Genomic DNA, 17814 nt, shown 5'->3' on the forward strand with positions numbered 1-17814 from the left:
GCACGTTTGCATACCTGACTGTTTGACCCTCAGACCACGAGGCACCTCATGATCCGTGAAGAATTCCTGCGTTTGGCCGCTGCCGGCTATAACCGTATCCCGCTTGCCCGCGAAACCCTCGCCGACTTTGACACGCCGCTGTCGATCTACCTGAAACTGGCCGATCAGCCCAACTCCTATTTGCTCGAGTCGGTGCAAGGCGGCGAGAAGTGGGGGCGTTACTCGATCATCGGTTTGCCGTGCCGCACCGTATTGCGCGTACACGACCATCAGGTGCGTGTGACCCACGACGGTGTCGAGATCGAGTCCTGCGAGGCCGAAGATCCGCTGGCGTTTGTCGAAGCCTTCAAAGCCCGCTACAACGTGCCGACCATTGCCGGGTTGCCGCGTTTCAACGGCGGGTTGGTGGGCTACTTCGGTTATGACTGTGTGCGGTACGTGGAAAAACGTTTGGGCCAATGCCCGAACCCGGATCCGCTGGGCGTGCCGGATATCCTGCTGATGGTGTCCGATGCCGTGGTGGTGTTCGACAACCTCGCAGGCAAGATGCACGCGATTGTGCTGGTCGATCCGGCGCAGCCGGGTGCGTACGAAGAGGGGCAGGCGCGACTTGAAGCATTGCTTGAGCAATTGCGTCAGCCGATTGCACCGCGCCGCGGCCTGGATTTCACGGCCCAACAGGCAGCCGACCCGGTATTCCGTTCCAGTTTTACCCAGAGCGATTACGAGAAAGCCGTCGATACCATCAAGGACTACATTCTCGCGGGCGATTGCATGCAGGTGGTGCCGTCGCAGCGCATGTCCATTGATTTCAAGGCCGCGCCGATCGATCTGTATCGCGCGCTGCGCTGCTTCAACCCGACGCCGTATATGTACTTCTTCAACTTTGGCGACTTCCACGTGGTGGGCAGCTCGCCTGAAGTGCTGGTGCGGGTTGAAGATAATTTGATCACCGTGCGCCCGATTGCCGGGACGCGTCCGCGAGGTGCGACCGAAGAGGCGGATCTGGCGCTGGAGCAGGACTTGCTCGGTGATGACAAGGAAATCGCTGAACACTTGATGCTGATCGACCTGGGGCGCAATGACACGGGGCGGGTCTCTGAAATTGGTTCAGTCAAACTCACCGAAAAAATGGTGATCGAGCGTTACTCCAACGTGATGCACATCGTGTCCAATGTCACCGGCCAGTTGAAGAGCGGTCTGACGGCGATGGACGCCTTGCGTGCGATTTTGCCGGCAGGCACGTTGTCGGGTGCGCCGAAAATCCGTGCGATGGAAATCATCGACGAACTGGAGCCGGTCAAGCGCGGCGTGTATGGCGGCGCGGTCGGTTATTTTGCGTGGAACGGCAATATGGACACGGCCATCGCCATTCGTACAGCGGTGATCAAGAACGGTGAATTGCATGTGCAAGCGGGCGGCGGGATTGTCGCCGACTCGGTACCGGCCCTGGAGTGGGAAGAGACGCTGAATAAACGCCGCGCGATGTTTCGTGCCGTAGCGCTCGCCGAACAAACCCCCGCGTCCGACGCCTGAGGAGCTTAGCCATGTTGCTGATGATCGATAATTACGACTCTTTTACGTACAACGTTGTGCAGTACCTCGGCGAGCTGGGTGCAGAGGTCAAGGTGGTGCGCAACGATGAGCTGACCGTGGCCGAGATCGAAGCGCTCAACCCCGAGCGCATTGTGGTCTCGCCCGGCCCGTGCACGCCCAATGAGGCGGGCATCTCACTTGAAGCGATTAAACACTTCGCGGGCAGATTGCCGATTCTGGGCGTGTGCCTGGGGCATCAATCCATTGGCCAGGCCTTTGGCGGCGATGTGGTGCGCGCGCGCCAAGTGATGCATGGCAAGACCAGCCCGGTTTATCACCGCGACACGGGGGTGTTCGAGGGATTGAACAACCCGTTGACCGTTACCCGCTATCACTCGTTGGTGGTCAAGCGCGAGACCCTGCCGGACTGCCTTGAGCTGACGGCCTGGACGCAACATGCCGATGGCTCGGTCGACGAGATCATGGGCGTGCGTCACAAAACCCTCAACATCGAAGGGGTGCAATTTCACCCTGAATCGATCCTGACCGAACAAGGTCATGAACTGTTCGCCAACTTTCTTAAACAAACCGGCGGCACGCGCTAAGGACTTCATATGGATATCAAGACTGCCCTGAACCGTATCGTCGGTCACCTCGACCTGAGCACCGAGGAAATGCGCGATGTAATGCGCGACATCATGACCGGCGAATGCACCGAGGCGCAGATCGGCGCCTTCATGATGGGCATGCGCATGAAGAGTGAGAGCATCGACGAAATCGTCGGTGCGGTCACGGTGATGCGTGAGCTGGCGGACAAAGTCGAGCTCAACACACTCGACGGCGTGGTCGACATTGTGGGCACCGGCGGTGACGGTGCGAATATTTTCAACGTTTCCACAGCGTCCGCTCTGGTGATCGCAGCGGCCGGTTGCACGGTAGCCAAACACGGCAATCGCGCTGTCTCCGGCAAAAGCGGCAGTGCTGACTTGCTGGAAGCCGCAGGCGTTTACCTGAACCTGACCCCGGTGCAAGTGGCTCGCTGCATTGACAGCGTGGGCATTGGTTTCATGTTTGCTCAATCCCACCATGGCGCCATGAAGCACGCGGCCATTGCGCGTCGCGATCTGGGCCTGCGTACCCTGTTCAATATGCTTGGCCCGCTTACGAATCCGGCTGGTGTGTTGCACCAGGTGGTCGGCGTGTTCAATCAGGCGCTGTGCCGTCCTTTGGCCGAAGTGTTGCAGCGTCTGGGCAGCAAGCATGTGCTGGTGGTTCATTCGCAGGACGGCCTGGACGAGTTCAGCCTTGCCGCGCCGACGTATGTCGCTGAGCTGCGCAAAGGCGAGATCACGGAGTATTGGGTTCAGCCTGAAGACCTGGGCATCAAGAGCCAAAGCCTGTTTGGCCTGGTGGTCGACAGCCCCGAGCAATCGCTGGAGCTGATTCGCGATGCGCTGGGGCGCCGTAAGACCGAGGCCGGGCAGAAGGCCGCCGAGATGATCGTGCTGAATGCGGGTGCTGCGTTATACGCTGCTGATCTTGCCTACACTCTGAAAGAGGGTGTGGCGCTGGCGCACGATGCGCTGCACACCGGGCTGGCCCGGGAGAAGCTGGAAGAACTGGGCGCGTTTACCGCGATTTTCAAGCAGGAGAATGAAGCATGAGTGTGCCAACCGTTCTGGAAAATATTCTGGCGCGCAAGGTTCAGGAAGTGGCCGAGCGTAGCGCGCGCATCAGTTTGGCTGAACTTGAACGTCAGGTCGCTCAGGCCGATCCGGTCCGTGGCTTTGCCAAAGCATTGCTGGCGCAGGCCAAGTTGAAGCAGCCGGCGGTAATTGCCGAAATCAAGAAAGCATCACCGAGCAAAGGTGTGATCCGCGAGCACTTTGTGCCTGCTGACATTGCACAAAGCTATGAAAAAGGCGGCGCAACCTGCCTTTCAGTGCTGACGGACATTGATTTTTTTCAGGGCGCAGATGCGTACCTGCAGCAGGCGCGCGCGGCGTGCAAGCTGCCGGTAATCCGCAAAGATTTCATGATCGATCCGTATCAGATCGTTGAAGCCCGCGCACTGGGTGCGGACTGCGTGCTGTTGATTGTTTCGGCGCTGGATGACGTCAAAATGGCCGAACTGGCCAGTGTTGCCAAAAGCGTGGGGCTCGACGTGCTGGTCGAAGTGCATGACGGCGATGAGCTTGAGCGAGCGCTGAAAACCCTTGATACGCCCCTGATCGGCATCAACAACCGCAACCTACACACCTTTGAGGTGAGTTTGGAAACCACACTGGACCTGTTGCCCCGTGTGCCGCGTGATCGACTGGTGATTACCGAAAGCGGAATTTTGAACCGCGCCGATGTCGAGCTGATGGAAATCAGCGAGGTGTATTCGTTCCTGGTCGGTGAAGCATTCATGCGCGCTGAAAGTCCGGGCGCAGAATTGCAACGGTTGTTCTTCCCGGAACGCGGTACACCCATTTCGGGCTCAACAGCGGATTAAACCCGGCCAGCGTTTAGCAAGGACTGCCATGACCCGTATTCAGCGTCTCTGTGTCGAAGCCGGGCTCAAAGCCGAACAAGATTTGCTGGCATCGGTCTGCGCGGGTGAGCGTGAAGCCGGGGTGCTGTTTTGGCAGCCTACCGACCGGGCGTTGGTCATGCCTAAACGCCTGGCTCGACTGCCCGGTTTTGAGAGTGCGAGTGTTGAACTGGCGACCCACGGTTGGCCGATCCTGTTGCGGGAAACAGGCGGCGAGCCAGTTCCTCAATCCGCATCTACGGTCAACATCGCGCTGGTTTACGCCCCGCTTCGCAGCGAGGGGGATCAGGGACGTATCGAAACTGCTTATCAGCGCCTGTGCCAACCCATCTGTGATCTTTTGACCGAACTGGGCGGCGTTGCTTCATTGGGAGAAATTGAAGGGGCTTTCTGTGATGGCCGTTTCAACGTCAACCTCAATGGGCGCAAGTTGGTGGGTACCGCTCAGCGCTGGCGCCAGAGTCAGGGGGGGCAACGGCCGGTGGGGCTGGTTCACGGTGCTCTGCTGCTGGATAACGAGCGCGAATCGATGGTGGCGTCGGTCAACCGATTCAATGAGCTGTGTTCACTGGAGCAGCGTTGCCGTGCGCAGAGTCACATTGCGTTGCATGAGGTGTTTGCGGCGCCCGACTTTTTTGAACAGCTGGCTTCCCGCTATCAAGACCTTCTGGCGCCGTTGCTCAAGCCTTAACGTGTGCCGTACACCACCATGGTCTTGCCTTTAACGCTGACCAGGTTCTGTTCTTCCAGATCCTTGAGCACGCGTCCCACCATCTCCCGCGAACACCCGACGATCCTGCCGATTTCCTGACGCGTCACTTTGATTTGCATGCCGTCGGGGTGAGTCATTGCGTCAGGCTGCTTGCACAGTTCCAACAAGCAACGGGCCACGCGACCAGTCACGTCAAAGAACGCCAGATCACCTACCTTGCGTGTGGTATTGCGCAATCGTTGTGCGATTTGCCCGCTAAGCGCGTAGAGGATTTCAGGTTCTTGATGCGCGTACTCCCTGAATTTGGCGTAAGTGATTTCTGCAACTTCGCATTCGGTCTTGGCCCTGACCCACGCACTGCGCGCCTGTTCCAGGCCCGGCTGTTCGAACAACCCCAGTTCGCCAATAAAATCCCCGGCGTTGAGGTAGGCGATGATCATTTCACGACCGTCGTCGTCTTCGATCACGATGGTCACGGAGCCTTTGACGATGAAGAACAGCGTCTGTGAACGTTCACCGGCGCAGATGATGTTGCTTTTGGCTTGATAACGCCTGCGTTGGCAATGAGTCAGAAATTTGTCGAGGTTCTTGATCTTGGGTATGGGAGTAAGGGCAACCATGGTTGTGTCCCGTAAAGCCTGCACGGTAAGGGGTTTGATCTATTTTTATGTAGAGCGCTTGCCGGCATGGCGCCAGCGAATTGGCGCCAGCTTAACAGACGAATTCTTCACCTAACGCAGAAATTTCCTCATGCGGCGTCAGAGAAACGCTTCTGGCCTGTCGGTCATTGAATTTTGGCCCTGTGATAAGCTGGCGCCCCTTTTAAGACAGTGGAGTCTGAGCGATGAAGGCACGCATTCAATGGGCGGGCGAAGCCATGTTTTTGGGCGAGTCGGGCAGTGGCCACGTCGTCGTCATGGACGGGCCTCCAGAAAGCGGCGGCCGGAACCTGGGTGTGCGTCCCATGGAGATGCTGCTGCTGGGCCTTGGCGGTTGCAGCAATTTTGATGTGGTCAGCATCCTCAAGAAGTCGCGTCAGGCAGTCGAAAGCTGCGAGGCGTTCCTGGAGGCGGAGCGCGCCACTGAAGACCCGAAAGTGTTTACCAAGATTCACCTGCACTTCGTGGTCAAGGGACGTGGGCTCAAAGAAGCGCAAGTTAAACGTGCGATCGAACTGTCTGCCGAGAAGTATTGCTCGGCGTCGATCATGCTGGGCGCGGCCGGCGTCGCCATCAGCCATGACTACGAAATAATCGAACTGGGCTGAGTGGACATTCAATTTTCATAAAAGCATTGCAGACTCTGGCGATCAGTCGCTGACGTCTGCATAATGCGCCACTTTTTTAAGGGTCGTGGCGGGGAATCATCCCGGCGGCGGGTCCGAACAGATAACCAAAATCGCCATCGCGAAGAGGTGTTAACCGTCCTACGCAGGTGCGTCCCACGCACTTGACGGGCATGCTGGATCACGCGGCCGAGCCGCATCGACATAGAGAGTTTTATTACGGTGAAAAGCAAACTCAAGCTCCACGGGTTCAATAACCTGACAAAGACCTTGAGCTTCAACATCTATGACATCTGCTATGCGGAAACCCCGCAAGACCAGCAGGCATACGTTGAGTACATCAATCAAGAGTACGACGCAGAACGCCTGACGCAGATCCTTACAGATGTGGTTGATATCATTGGTGCCAACATCCTGAACATCGCCCGTCAGGATTACGATCCCCAAGGCGCCAGCGTGACTATTCTGATTTCCGAGCAGCCGGTAACACCTACCGAAAGCCAGATCGAAGAATCCCCAGGCCCGCTGCCAGAGACCATTTTGGGTCACCTCGACAAAAGTCATATCACGGTACACACCTATCCGGAGATTCATCCGGTGGACGGAATCGCGACTTTCCGTGTGGACATCGACGTGTCGACGTGCGGCGTTATTTCACCGCTTAAAGCTCTCAACTATCTGATCCATCAATTTGATTCGGATATCGTGACGGTCGACTATCGCGTGCGCGGCTTTACCCGCGACGTGGAAGGTAAAAAGCACTTTATCGATCACGAGATCAATTCGATCCAGAACTACCTCTCCGAAGACACCCGCGACGGTTATCAAATGACCGACGTGAATGTGTATCAAGAGAACCTGTTTCACACCAAGATGCTGCTCAAGGACTTCGAACTGGATAACTACCTGTTCGGCGATGCCACGAGCAATCTGTCGACCGAGCAGCGCGCTCAGGTCACTGAGCGGGTGAAGCACGAAATGCTCGAAATCTTTTACGCACGCAATATGTCGTAAGCAACGAGCAACCAAAAAAGGCGGCTACCGTGAGGTGAGCCGCCTTTTTTGTGTGCATTTTGCGCAGGGGCGATTAAATGCGATAGGTACTTTTGGTCATGACTTTTGCCATCAGGCTCATCCCGAATTTTACGGGTGCCGGGAAACGGTAGCCGCCCGCCTCCAGTGCGGACTCAGCATGGTGTTCTTCATCGATGCGCATTTGTTCGAGAATGGCGCGCGACTTTTCGTCTTCGGGCGGCAGTTGCGCCAGGTGTTCGTTCAAGTGCTTGCACACTTGATCTTCGGTGGCGGCGACAAAACCCAGGCTGACTTTGTCGCTGATCAGGCCGGCCACAGCGCCAATCCCGAAAGACATGCCGTAAAACAGCGGGTTCAGTACGCTCGGGTGGCTACCCAATTGACGAATGCGTTGTTCGCACCAGGCCAGATGATCGATTTCTTCTTCAGCGGCATGTTCCATGGCTTCGCGCACCTGCGGCAGCTTGGCGGTCAGGGCTTGGCCCTGATACAAGGCCTGGGCGCAGACTTCGCCGGTATGGTTGATGCGCATCAGACCCGCCACATGACGCGTGGCCTGTTCCCCCAGAGGGTTTTCAGGTTTGACGATGGCAGGTGAGGGGCGATACGGCTGACCGCTGAAAGGCAGCAAAGTGCGCATTGCGGTATCAGCTTGTAACAGAAGACGGTCAATCGGCGAGTAGTGACGTTGGGTAGTCATGCTTACCTCCGGAAAAAATCACGGCGGCCAGTTTACCCCAATCGGACGGGCAGGGTTTGCGTTGGATCATGAGTCAGCGCAGGAGGTTTTGGCACTCCCGCGCAAACCGATCGATGAATCAGCCCGGTGGCCAGTTCATTTGGCGCTGACCCAGCACGTGCATGTGAATGTGGTAAACCGTTTGGCCGCCCTCTTCATTGCAGTTCATCACGACACGAAAGCCCTTCTCGCAGCCTTGTTCGACCGCCAGACGCTGCGCGGTGAACAAAATATGACCGGCCAGCGCTTTGTCTTCTTCGGTCAGGTCATTGAGGGTGCGGATCGGTTTTTTCGGGATGACCAGAAAGTGCACCGGCGCTTGTGGCGCAATGTCGTGAAACGCCAGAACCTGATCATCTTCATAAATGATCTTTGCGGGTATTTCACGGTTGATGATCTTGGTGAACAGAGTATCCAAAGCTGTATCTCCGTAAGTGAAGTCCGATCTGAGTGTACGCAGGGGATCGTTTGGCGGCCAGCCACCTTAACGTGGGCAGTACGACTTGTTAACCGAGGCGGCAATCTTGCGCGTCATCCAGCGTGTTAGCAGCCGGGGGACGCGGGTCATCCAGCGGTTTCGCCAGCCCGGCATGATAATCGCCTTATTCTTTTCAAGTGCGCGTACGGTGTAAAGCGCGACTTCTTCAGGGCTCAGTGCATGGCGATTGTGTTTGACGGTGTCGGCATTCATGTTCGCCGCTTCAAAAAAACCGGTGCGGGTGATGCCGGGGCAGAGCACTGACACTTTGATCCCGGTTTTCTTGACCTCTTCGCGCAGGCCCTCTGAAAAGTGCAGCACGTAGGCTTTACTGGCGAAGTAGGTGCTCAGCCAAGGGCCCGGCTGATACGCCGCGATCGAGGAAACGTTGAGGATCTGCCCGCCGCCCTGGACCGCCATCATATTGCCGATGGCATGGCACAGCCGCGTGAGGGCCAGCACATTGAGCTCGATCAAATCTTGCTCTGCGCTCCAGTCGTTGGCCAGGAAAGGGCCGCAGGTTCCGATCCCTGCGCAATTGATCAGCAAATCAATCTGCCTGTCACCTTCTTCCAGCTCCAGCAAGAAGCCGGACAAGCGCAGCGGCTCGCCCAGATCGCAGGCGCGAATCAGCACTTCTACGCCAAAGCGCTGGGTGAATTCGAGGGCTATGGCCTCCAGTGCGTCCCGTTGGCGGGCAACCAGAATCAAACTGCGCCCGCGACGGGCAAGGGCTTCTGCCAGGGCCAGGCCAATGCCGCTTGAGGCGCCAGTGATCAAAGCGTAACGGGTCATGCTGTTCTCCATCGCAACGGTTCAGTCCGGTGACAATGATGTCCCTGGCGTTAGCGCGTTTAATAAAGAGCGCAGTCTACAGGCTGTTGGTGCCGGCTGCGTTGATGAACGAGGTTGCAAGGCCCAGTGCAAAGGCGAGGACCGTCACGATTAACGAAACAATCATCAGCGTGATCGCAACCCAAGCCAGAACTTTGACTGCCGGACTGTTAGGCGGCGGTGGCGGGCCATACTGGTTCGGACCGGTCGTACCGGGCATCAGTACCAACATAAAGGACAGGATCAGGGTTGCCACAGGCACTAAATGCAGCAAGAGCATCCACGCTGACCAGTTGAGATCATGCAGGCGCTGTGCGCTGATCCTGATGCTAATGACGAAATAGGCCAGTAGCACCGTCAGGCTACAGGTGAACCCCAGCGTGTATGAGACTTGGGCTAACAGCAGGCACGGGATGAGCAGTGCAGCCGCGATTGCGGTGAGCACCAGTGGCCAGGCCAGCATTCGCATGCGGCCAATTCGACCGTCGAACCCCAGTGGGTCCAGCGTGCCATACGATTCGTGAGATTTTTTATCCAGGCTTACTTCCGGCATTACTGCGTCCTTGTCAGGTATTTAAAAAATGAAGCCCGCTGATTGGGCGGGCTTCGATGTTTCAAAGGTGTGGCCAATGGCTGGATAACCGTTGAATTCGACTTAACGCCTGACGATATTCCTCGTCCAGGCGTGCGATCAGTTCATCCGTTGAAGGCAAGTCGGAGATTTCGCCTACGCCCTGACCGGCCGACCACACGGTTTTCCATGCTTTGGCTTCATCGTTGAGCGGTTTCAGTTTGTTTCCTGATTCCCCCTTGCTTTGCAACGCTGCCAAGTCGTACCCGGCATTTTCAAGGCTTTGCCGCATGAAACTGGCAGGTACGCCTGATACCGCAGGGGTGTGAATGATATCGGCCGCGCGGGATGCTAGCAGCATCTGCTTATAAGCGTCAGGCGCATGGCTTTCGCGGGTGGCGATGAAGCGCGTGCCCATATAGGCCAAGTCGGCGCCAAGCGTTTGAGCTGCCAAGATCTCGTGGCCGTGGTTCAGGCAGCCTGCGAGCAGCAGCGTTTTGTCGAAAAACTGGCGTATCTCAGCCGCGAGAGCGAAAGGGCTCCAGGTGCCCGCATGCCCGCCTGCGCCAGCAGCAACAGCGATCAAACCGTCGACACCGGCTTGCGCGGCTTTTTCGGCGTGACGGCGGGTGGTGACATCATGGAAGACCAGCCCGCCGTAGCTGTGAACCGCGTCGATCACCTCTTTAGCGGCGCCCAGGCTGGTGATCACGATGGGCACTTTGTGCTCAATGCAAATGGCGAGGTCTGCTTCAAGTCGTGGGTTGCTGTTGTGCACGATCAGGTTCACGGCGTAGGGCGCCGGGTTATCCAGTAGCGCCAGACCTGCTTCGATTTCCTCCAGCCAGGCTTTGAACCCTTGGCTGTCGCGCTGGTTCAGTGCAGGGAAACTGCCGACTACGCCGTTACGGCAGCAGGCAAGCACCAGTTGCGGGTTTGAGATCAGAAACATAGGAGCGGCCACCACCGGCAGGCGCAAGCGTTGTTCAAGCAGAGCGGGCAGTGACATCGGATAACCTCGTTGAAAGATGAGTTGCCGTTAGAACGGTTTGACCACCACCAGAATTACGATGGCGATCAGAAACAGGACCGGTACTTCGTTGAACCAGCGGAAGTACACATGGCTGCGGGTATTTTCTCCACGGGCGAAGCGTTTAACTTGAGCCCCGCACATGTGGTGATAGCCGATGAGCAGCACCACGAGTGTCAATTTGGCATGCATCCAGCCCTGGCTAAAATAGCCGCTAGGGTTAAGGCTGATCAGCCAGCCGCCAAAAATGATTGTGGCGATCATCGCGGGGCCCATGATGCCGCGATACAGCTTGCGCTCCATGACGCTGAAGCGCTCTTTGCTGACGGAATCTTCGCTTTGGGCGTGGTAAACGAACAGGCGAGGTAGGTAAAACAGGCCAGCAAACCAGCAGACGATGCTGATGATGTGGAAGGCTTTGAGCCATAGATAAAGCATTTTTAGTTATTCCCAGATTCACGGTAGATCAAATAGTAGTAGTAGAGCGTCCGGGAGTCACCTTGGCGGTTGTCGCAGGGGCGCGCTGTCCCTATTATCGAGGGCTTTCCAGTGGGTTCGTTGAGGGGCAGGTTATGGTCAAGGTCGGTATTGTCGGCGGCACGGGTTACACCGGTGTCGAATTGCTGCGTTTGCTGGCGCAGCATCCGCAGGCAGAAGTGGTAGTGATCACTTCTCGATCCGAAGCAGGCCTGCCTGTTGCTGATATGTATCCCAACCTGCGCGGTCATTACGATGGCCTTGCCTTCAGCGTGCCTGATACTCAGACATTGGCGGCGTGCGATGTGGTGTTTTTCGCGACGCCCCATGGCGTGGCTCATGCCCTGGCGGGTGAATTGCTTGCGGCCGGAACCAAGGTGATCGACCTGTCAGCCGATTTCCGTCTGCAAGATGCAGAGGAGTGGGCCAAGTGGTACGGCCAGCCGCATGGTGCGCCTGAACTGCTAGAAGAGGCGGTTTATGGCCTGCCGGAAGTCAATCGCGAACAAATCAGGAAAGCACGATTGATTGCAGTGCCGGGTTGCTATCCGACTGCTACCCAACTGGGTTTTCTTCCTTTGCTCGAAGCAGGTATTGCCGATACGTCAGTTTTGATTGCTGACTGTAAATCCGGTGTTAGCGGTGCTGGTCGGGGCGCGAGTGTTGGCTCTCTATATGCCGAAACGTCTGAAAGCATGAAGGCTTATGCCGTCAAAGGGCATCGTCACCTGCCTGAAATTCGTCAGGGTTTACGCCGTGCCGCTGGCAAAGAGGTAGGACTGACATTCGTCCCGCATTTAACGCCAATGATTCGTGGGATTCATTCCACGTTGTACGCAACGGTTACTGATCGCTCTGTGGATCTGCAGGCGCTGTTTGAAAAACGTTACGCAAACGAGCCATTTGTGGATGTAATGCCTGCTGGCAGCCATCCCGAAACACGCAGTGTGCGCGGCGCCAATGTGTGCCGCATAGCCATTCACCGCCCGCAGGATGGCGATCTGGTGGTCGTTTTGTCGGTTATCGACAACTTGGTCAAGGGGGCGTCAGGTCAGGCCGTGCAGAATATGAATATCCTGTTTGGTCTGGATGAGCGTCTGGGCCTGTCCCATGCCGGCATGCTGCCTTAAACCTTGCAGATATCCTCAAGCGGTAAGCGTCCACCTTACCGCTGCTACTTATGAATAGTTGACCGCTTTTCTAGGAGAAGCGGATAATGCGCGTCATCACGCATTATGGCGGCATAGCGCCGGGAGATAGTCAGCATGAGCGTCGAATCCTTCACCCCCATGGCTTTGCAATTCACCGAAGGTGCTGCGCACAAGGTGAAGAGCCTGGTCGATGAAGAGGGTAATGATCGTTTGAAGCTGCGCGTATTTGTGACGGGCGGCGGTTGTTCGGGTTTTCAGTACGGTTTCACTTTTGATGAAGAAGTCGCGGACGATGACACTATCGTTGAGCGCGAGGGCGTAAGCCTGGTGGTTGATCCGATGAGCTTCCAGTATCTGGCTGGCGCTGAAGTGGACTATCAGGAAGGTCTCGAAGGGTCGCGTTTTGTGATCAAGAACCCGAATGCCACCACGACCTGTGGTTGCGGTTCGTCCTTCTCGATTTGATTGTCCGCACACACGTTTGACCCTCAACGCCGCGTCGATACGCGGCGTTTTGCTGTCTGCCGTTTATTGAACGGGTGTTCAGGCGGGATAGATAGCGCCAAGGATGCGCAAGCCGCGAGCGCCAGTGACGCTGGGGCGGTTGGTAGGAATGTTTTCCAGGCAGCAATGGGCCAACCACGCAAAAGCCATGGCTTCCACCCAGTCTGGATCCACGCCTTTGACCTGGGTGCTATTGACCCGAGTTTGGGGGAGAAGTGAAGCGAGCCGCGTCATCAGTGCGGTGTTGTGCGCGCCGCCACCGCATACCAGAAGCTCGTCGGTGTGCGGTTGAGCGCTTTGCAGTGAGTCCACGATCGTTAGGGCTGTGAGTTCGAGCAGGGTTGCCTGAATGTCTTCAGCGGGGAAGGCTGGCAGGCTGAAGAGATGGTGCTTCAGCCAATTCAAGTTAAAGACTTCGCGCCCGGTGCTTTTTGGGCCTTGTGTCTTGAAGAAGGGGTCGCTGAGCAACGTGTTCAGCAAGGCAGGTTCTACTCTGCCACTGGCAGCCCATTGGCCACTACGGTCATACAGATCGCCGCGTGCGTCTTGTATCCAGGCATCCAGCAAGACGTTTCCGGGCCCGCAATCGAATCCGGCTACAGGCTCGGCAGGTGTTATCAAACTTAGGTTGCTGAATCCGCCAACATTTAAAACGGCTCGATAGCCACTCTCATGAGTGAACAAGGCTTCGTGAAATGCCGGCACGAGCGGCGCGCCCTGGCCGCCAGCTGCGACATCCCGCCGACGGAAATCGCCCACCACGCAAATCCCTGTCAGCTCGGCCAATAAAGCAGGGTTACCGATTTGAACGGTATAGCCCAGAGCGGGTTCGTGCCGGATGGTCTGGCCGTGGCTGCCTATCGCCCGGATGTCTTGTGGGGAGAGCTGTTGTTGTGTGAGGAGTGCGTTTACGCCTTGTGCGGCCAGCTCAACCCAGTGATTTTCAGCAATGGCGCAGCGGGCAACTTCGTCAGGGCCGCTGGCGCACAGGCTTAGCAATTCGGCGCGTAGTGAGGAGGGCATGGGCGTGTAGTGAGAGGCGAGAAGCTTGATGCTCGCCCCTAACTCGATCAGAGCGATGTCCATGCCATCGAGGCTTGTGCCGGACATCACTCCTATGTAGAGCGCCATGACCTAGCGCTTGCTCGAAGCCAGCATGGTGGCTTTTTCCTGATTCATGCGAGCCATCAATGGCTGGCTTTGTTGCATGAACCGGGCACGCTCGTTTTTGGCAATCGGATCAGCCATCGGGAGTTTTTGCCCCAGCGGATCTACATGGACGCCATTGACTTGAAACTCGTAATGCAGGTGTGGGCCGGTCGACAGGCCGGTCGTGCCAATGTAACCAATAACTTGCCCTTGCTTGACGGCGCCGCCCGTTTTGACGCCCTTGGCGAAGCCCTGCATGTGGCCGTAAAGCGTGCGGTACGTGTTGCCATGTTGAATGATGACGGTGTTGCCGTACCCGCCACGACGGCCTGCAAGTAATACTTTGCCATCACCGGCAGCCTTGATCGGTGTTCCACGTGGTGCCGCGTAATCCACGCCTTTGTGGGCACGGATCTTGTTCAGGATCGGGTGTTTGCGTCCCGAAGAGAAGCGTGAACTGATGCGGGCGAAATCTACTGGGGTGCGGATGAAGGCTTTGCGCATGCTATTGCCGTCAGCGGTGTAGTAATTGCTGATGCCCAGCTTATTGGTGTAACGCACTGCCGTATAGGTTTTGCCTCGGTTGGTGAAGCGAGCAGACAAGATGTTGCCCGTGCCAACCGTTTTGCCGTTGACCACTTTTTGCTCGTAGATGACCTCGAACTGATCGCCGGGCCGTATATCTTGTGCAAAGTCGATGTCATAGCCGAATACTTTGGCCATATCCATCGTCATGCTGTGAGGCAGGCCGGCGCGCTGGCCGGAAGCAGACAGGGAGCTGCTGATTACACCGTGAACATAGGCGGTGCGCATTGTCGGTTGAGCGGTCACACGGCGAAACGAATATCCCTTGGCTGTTTTGCTCAAGGTGATGGTTTCGAGATCGCTGATGCGGCTGTGCAGGTTATTGAGCTGACCGTCTGTGCCCATTTCAAACTCGAGCTTCTGCCCGTGTTTCAGCTGGCTGAACTGCTTGGCCTGTTTGTCGCTGGCCAGGACCTCGTGTACAGACGCAGCGGGCAGGCCCACTTTCTCAAACAGGGTAGAGAGGGTATCGCCCTTCGCGACAATGACTTCGCGGTGGCTAGGCGCTTTTTTGTCTTCAGCTTTGGCAGTCGCAGCGGGCGCGCTGTCTTGCGGGTCTATTTGGGTAAACGGAGCAGGTGTCGCTTCATTTGTGGCCTGAACGAGGTCTGCGGCGTCTTGATCTTGTGTCAGTTGTTCTGCGGGGGTTTCCAGTTCCAGGTTTAGCGTTGTGCGTTTGGCCTCGACTTCGCTGGATGGAAATACCAGCAGTGCCAAACTCAATAATGCTGCGATCCCGCTTGCGGCGAGCAGGTGGGTCTTCGGATAAAGCGGTGGCGCTTTAGGCGGTTGACTGGTCATAGGTAATTTGACTTTGAGATAAAGGATGAATTGGAAAAGATGACTGACACTGTGAAGATGAAATAACTGTATAAAATATAACCAAAACGCCCTTGAAGCAAGTTGACCACACATTAACTGACAGATAGCCCCCCGTGCGCCCGCCAGAACTTGTAATTAGTGGGTGATCTTGTATGGTTGGTTCCCTTTGAAATTGAGCCTTACGGGTCTGATATGAAGTCGGTTGAAGAGCAGCTAGCGCTAATTAAGCGTGGTGCCGAAGAGGTACTGGTCGAGTCTGAACTGGTCGAGAAGTTGAAGCGTGGCCAGCCGCTGCGTATCAAGGCGGGATTTGACCCTACTGCACCCGATCTGCATTTGGGTCACACCGTACTGATCAATAAGCTGCGCCAGTTTCAGGAGCTTGGCCATCACGTCATTTTTCTGATCGGTGACTTTACCGGGATGATTGGTGATCCAAGTGGCAAGAGTGCGACGCGTCCTCCGCTGACGCGCGAGCAAGTGCTCGACAACGCAGAGACCTATAAGACACAGGTCTTCAAGATTCTGGATCCATCGAAAACCGAAGTGGCGTTCAACTCAACCTGGATGGATCAGATGGGGCCTGCGGATTTTATTCGTCTGACGTCCCAATACACTGTAGCGCGCATGCTTGAGCGCGACGACTTTGATAAGCGCTACACCACCAATCAGCCTATTGCTATCCACGAGTTTTTGTATCCGTTGGTACAGGGCTATGACTCGGTTGCCTTGCGAGCGGATGTCGAGTTGGGTGGCACTGATCAGAAGTTTAATTTGCTGATGGGTCGTGAGTTGCAGCGTGGTTATGGGCAGGAGGCGCAGTGCATCGTCACGATGCCTTTGCTTGAGGGGTTGGATGGCGTCAAGAAGATGTCCAAATCCCTGGGTAATTACGTTGGTATTCAGGAAGCGCCTGGTGTGATGTATAGCAAGCTGGTGTCGATCCCAGATGCGTTGATGTGGCGTTACTTTGAATTGCTCAGCTTCCGCTCGATGGATGAGATCAATGCCTTTAAGGCAGAGGTTGAGGCTGGGGCCAATCCGCGAGATATCAAAATCAAGCTGGCTGAAGAGATTGTGGCGCGTTTTCACGGTGCAGAGGCTGCAGCTAATGCGCACCGTGGTGCGGGTAACCGCATGAAAGATGGTGAGTTGCCGGATGACTTGCCGGAGATTGAGCTGAGCGCTACTGAAGACATGCCGATTGCTGCAGTGCTGAACAAAGCTGGGCTGGTGAAGAACTCTGCGGTTGCTCGTGATTTGTTGGGTTCGGGTGGTGTGCGTATTGATGGAGAGGTGGTTGATCGCTCCTATATATATGCATTGGGCTCCACTCATGTTTGTCAGGCGGGTAAGAAGGCATTTGCCCGAATTACGTTGAAATCTGAATAAACTTGGAAATAGTGCTGGACGGCGCATTTTGTTGGCCTATAATGCGCCCACTTCCGGCGCAGTCGAAACGGAAAACTCTTTGAGTTTCAATGAGTTAGACGGTTTTGACGATGCCAGCTTCAAATCATCGAAGCAGGAAATGAGGTGTTGACAGCAGCGTGTAACGCTGTAGAATTCGCCTCCCGCTGACGAGAGATCGGAAGCGCAAGTGGTTGATGTTACAGAGGAAACTTTGAAAACATCTTAAAATAACCGCTTGACAGCAACAGAGGCTGCTGTAGAATGCGCGCCTCGGTTGAGCGAAAGCTTAACCAACCGCTCTTTAACAACTGAATCAAGCAATTCGTGTGGGTGCTTGTGGAGTCAGACTGATAGTCAAAAAGATTATCAGCATCACAAGTTACTCCGCGAGAAATCAAAGATGTAACCAACGATTGCTGAGCCAAGTTTAGGGTTTTCTCAAAACCCAAAGATGTTTGAACTGAAGAGTTTGATCATGGCTCAGATTGAACGCTGGCGGCAGGCCTAACACATGCAAGTCGAGCGGTAGAGAGGTGCTTGCACCTCTTGAGAGCGGCGGACGGGTGAGTAATACCTAGGAATCTGCCTGGTAGTGGGGGATAACGTTCGGAAACGGACGCTAATACCGCATACGTCCTACGGGAGAAAGCAGGGGACCTTCGGGCCTTGCGCTATCAGATGAGCCTAGGTCGGATTAGCTAGTTGGTGAGGTAATGGCTCACCAAGGCTACGATCCGTAACTGGTCTGAGAGGATGATCAGTCACACTGGAACTGAGACACGGTCCAGACTCCTACGGGAGGCAGCAGTGGGGAATATTGGACAATGGGCGAAAGCCTGATCCAGCCATGCCGCGTGTGTGAAGAAGGTCTTCGGATTGTAAAGCACTTTAAGTTGGGAGGAAGGGCATTAACCTAATACGTTAGTGTTTTGACGTTACCGACAGAATAAGCACCGG

At 55.9% G+C, this 17814-nt stretch carries 19 protein-coding genes and 1 rRNA gene; 11 read left to right on the forward strand and 9 right to left on the reverse strand.

Features of this window, described 5'->3' with window-relative positions:
- Nucleotides 1-48: 48 nt before the first annotated feature.
- From trpE to BKD70_RS05115, 5 genes are read left to right on the forward strand one after another with little or no spacing between them, the layout of a single operon-like run.
- Nucleotides 49-1536, forward strand: coding sequence for an anthranilate synthase component I (gene trpE / locus BKD70_RS05095; RefSeq protein ID WP_047277977.1), 1488 nt, complete (start codon nucleotides 49-51; stop codon nucleotides 1534-1536).
- Nucleotides 1537-1547: 11 nt separating this feature from the next.
- Entirely contained in the window at nucleotides 1548-2141 is a 594-nt protein-coding gene (locus BKD70_RS05100) for an aminodeoxychorismate/anthranilate synthase component II (protein ID WP_047277974.1), read from the forward strand.
- Nucleotides 2142-2150: 9 nt separating this feature from the next.
- A complete protein-coding gene (gene trpD, locus BKD70_RS05105; protein ID WP_047277972.1) occupies nucleotides 2151-3200 on the forward strand; it encodes an anthranilate phosphoribosyltransferase in 1050 nt (349 codons plus the stop codon).
- Complete coding sequence (gene trpC, locus BKD70_RS05110; protein ID WP_047277970.1) at nucleotides 3197-4033, forward strand: indole-3-glycerol phosphate synthase TrpC; 837 nt, start codon at nucleotides 3197-3199, stop codon at nucleotides 4031-4033. Before trpD ends, trpC begins: the two co-directional genes overlap by 4 nt.
- Nucleotides 4034-4061: 28 nt before the next feature.
- Nucleotides 4062-4763: a lipoate--protein ligase family protein gene (locus BKD70_RS05115; RefSeq protein ID WP_047277968.1), complete on the forward strand. Its 702-nt coding sequence runs from the start codon at nucleotides 4062-4064 to the stop codon at nucleotides 4761-4763.
- Here the strand turns inward: BKD70_RS05115 and crp are convergent.
- A complete protein-coding gene (gene crp / locus BKD70_RS05120) occupies nucleotides 4760-5404 on the reverse strand; it encodes a cAMP-activated global transcriptional regulator CRP (RefSeq protein ID WP_047277966.1) in 645 nt (214 codons plus the stop codon). The two genes, BKD70_RS05115 and crp, sit on opposite strands and share 4 nt — an antisense overlap.
- Before the next feature lie 224 nt (nucleotides 5405-5628).
- Here crp and BKD70_RS05125 point away from each other — a divergent pair, with 224 nt between their 5' ends.
- Both BKD70_RS05125 and speD read left to right on the forward strand, forming a co-directional pair.
- Entirely contained in the window at nucleotides 5629-6051 is a 423-nt protein-coding gene (locus BKD70_RS05125) for an OsmC family protein (protein ID WP_003444470.1), read from the forward strand.
- A 240-nt stretch (nucleotides 6052-6291) separates the two neighbouring features.
- The gene (gene speD, locus BKD70_RS05130; RefSeq protein WP_047277964.1) at nucleotides 6292-7083 is read left to right on the forward strand and encodes an adenosylmethionine decarboxylase; all 792 of its coding nucleotides are present in this window, start codon (nucleotides 6292-6294) and stop codon (nucleotides 7081-7083) included.
- A 73-nt stretch (nucleotides 7084-7156) separates the two neighbouring features.
- On the opposite strand, the gene coq7 is transcribed toward speD, so the two are convergent.
- The 6 genes from coq7 to hemJ form a co-directional block, all read right to left on the reverse strand.
- Nucleotides 7157-7804, reverse strand: a complete 648-nt coding sequence (gene coq7 / locus BKD70_RS05135) for a 2-polyprenyl-3-methyl-6-methoxy-1,4-benzoquinone monooxygenase (RefSeq protein ID WP_047277962.1) — start codon at nucleotides 7802-7804, stop codon at nucleotides 7157-7159.
- A gap of 118 nt (nucleotides 7805-7922) precedes the next feature.
- Nucleotides 7923-8261, reverse strand: coding sequence for a histidine triad nucleotide-binding protein (locus BKD70_RS05140; protein WP_047277960.1), 339 nt, complete (start codon nucleotides 8259-8261; stop codon nucleotides 7923-7925).
- A gap of 66 nt (nucleotides 8262-8327) precedes the next feature.
- Nucleotides 8328-9116 (reverse strand): SDR family oxidoreductase, encoded by a 789-nt coding sequence (locus BKD70_RS05145; protein WP_047277958.1) that lies wholly within the window; start codon nucleotides 9114-9116, stop codon nucleotides 8328-8330.
- Between the two features lie 76 nt (nucleotides 9117-9192).
- Nucleotides 9193-9708, reverse strand: a complete 516-nt coding sequence (locus tag BKD70_RS05150; RefSeq protein WP_047277956.1) for a DUF805 domain-containing protein — start codon at nucleotides 9706-9708, stop codon at nucleotides 9193-9195.
- Nucleotides 9709-9769: 61 nt separating this feature from the next.
- On the reverse strand, nucleotides 9770-10735 hold the full coding sequence (locus BKD70_RS05155; RefSeq protein ID WP_047277954.1) for a nitronate monooxygenase family protein: 966 nt from the start codon (nucleotides 10733-10735) through the stop codon (nucleotides 9770-9772).
- A 30-nt stretch (nucleotides 10736-10765) separates the two neighbouring features.
- Entirely contained in the window at nucleotides 10766-11194 is a 429-nt protein-coding gene (gene hemJ / locus BKD70_RS05160; RefSeq protein WP_047277952.1) for a protoporphyrinogen oxidase HemJ, read from the reverse strand.
- A gap of 134 nt (nucleotides 11195-11328) precedes the next feature.
- Here hemJ and argC point away from each other — a divergent pair, with 134 nt between their 5' ends.
- Nucleotides 11329-12363 (forward strand): N-acetyl-gamma-glutamyl-phosphate reductase, encoded by a 1035-nt coding sequence (gene argC, locus BKD70_RS05165; RefSeq protein WP_047277950.1) that lies wholly within the window; start codon nucleotides 11329-11331, stop codon nucleotides 12361-12363.
- Between the two features lie 135 nt (nucleotides 12364-12498).
- Nucleotides 12499-12849: an iron-sulfur cluster insertion protein ErpA gene (gene erpA, locus BKD70_RS05170; protein ID WP_003444456.1), complete on the forward strand. Its 351-nt coding sequence runs from the start codon at nucleotides 12499-12501 to the stop codon at nucleotides 12847-12849.
- Between the two features lie 78 nt (nucleotides 12850-12927).
- On the opposite strand, the gene BKD70_RS05175 is transcribed toward erpA, so the two are convergent.
- Nucleotides 12928-14019, reverse strand: coding sequence for an anhydro-N-acetylmuramic acid kinase (locus BKD70_RS05175; protein WP_047277947.1), 1092 nt, complete (start codon nucleotides 14017-14019; stop codon nucleotides 12928-12930).
- A gap of 3 nt (nucleotides 14020-14022) precedes the next feature.
- Nucleotides 14023-15423, reverse strand: coding sequence for a peptidoglycan DD-metalloendopeptidase family protein (locus BKD70_RS05180; protein ID WP_047277945.1), 1401 nt, complete (start codon nucleotides 15421-15423; stop codon nucleotides 14023-14025).
- A 213-nt stretch (nucleotides 15424-15636) separates the two neighbouring features.
- Between BKD70_RS05180 and tyrS the strand changes: the two genes are divergently transcribed.
- Both tyrS and BKD70_RS05190 read left to right on the forward strand, forming a co-directional pair.
- Nucleotides 15637-16836: a tyrosine--tRNA ligase gene (gene tyrS, locus BKD70_RS05185; RefSeq protein ID WP_047277942.1), complete on the forward strand. Its 1200-nt coding sequence runs from the start codon at nucleotides 15637-15639 to the stop codon at nucleotides 16834-16836.
- Nucleotides 16837-17314: 478 nt separating this feature from the next.
- A 16S ribosomal RNA gene (locus BKD70_RS05190) occupies nucleotides 17315-17814 on the forward strand; the annotation flags it as partial.

This window comes from Pseudomonas sp. BS-2016, assembly GCF_001806145.1.
Taxonomy (GTDB): Bacteria; Pseudomonadota; Gammaproteobacteria; order Pseudomonadales; family Pseudomonadaceae; genus Aquipseudomonas; species Aquipseudomonas lundensis.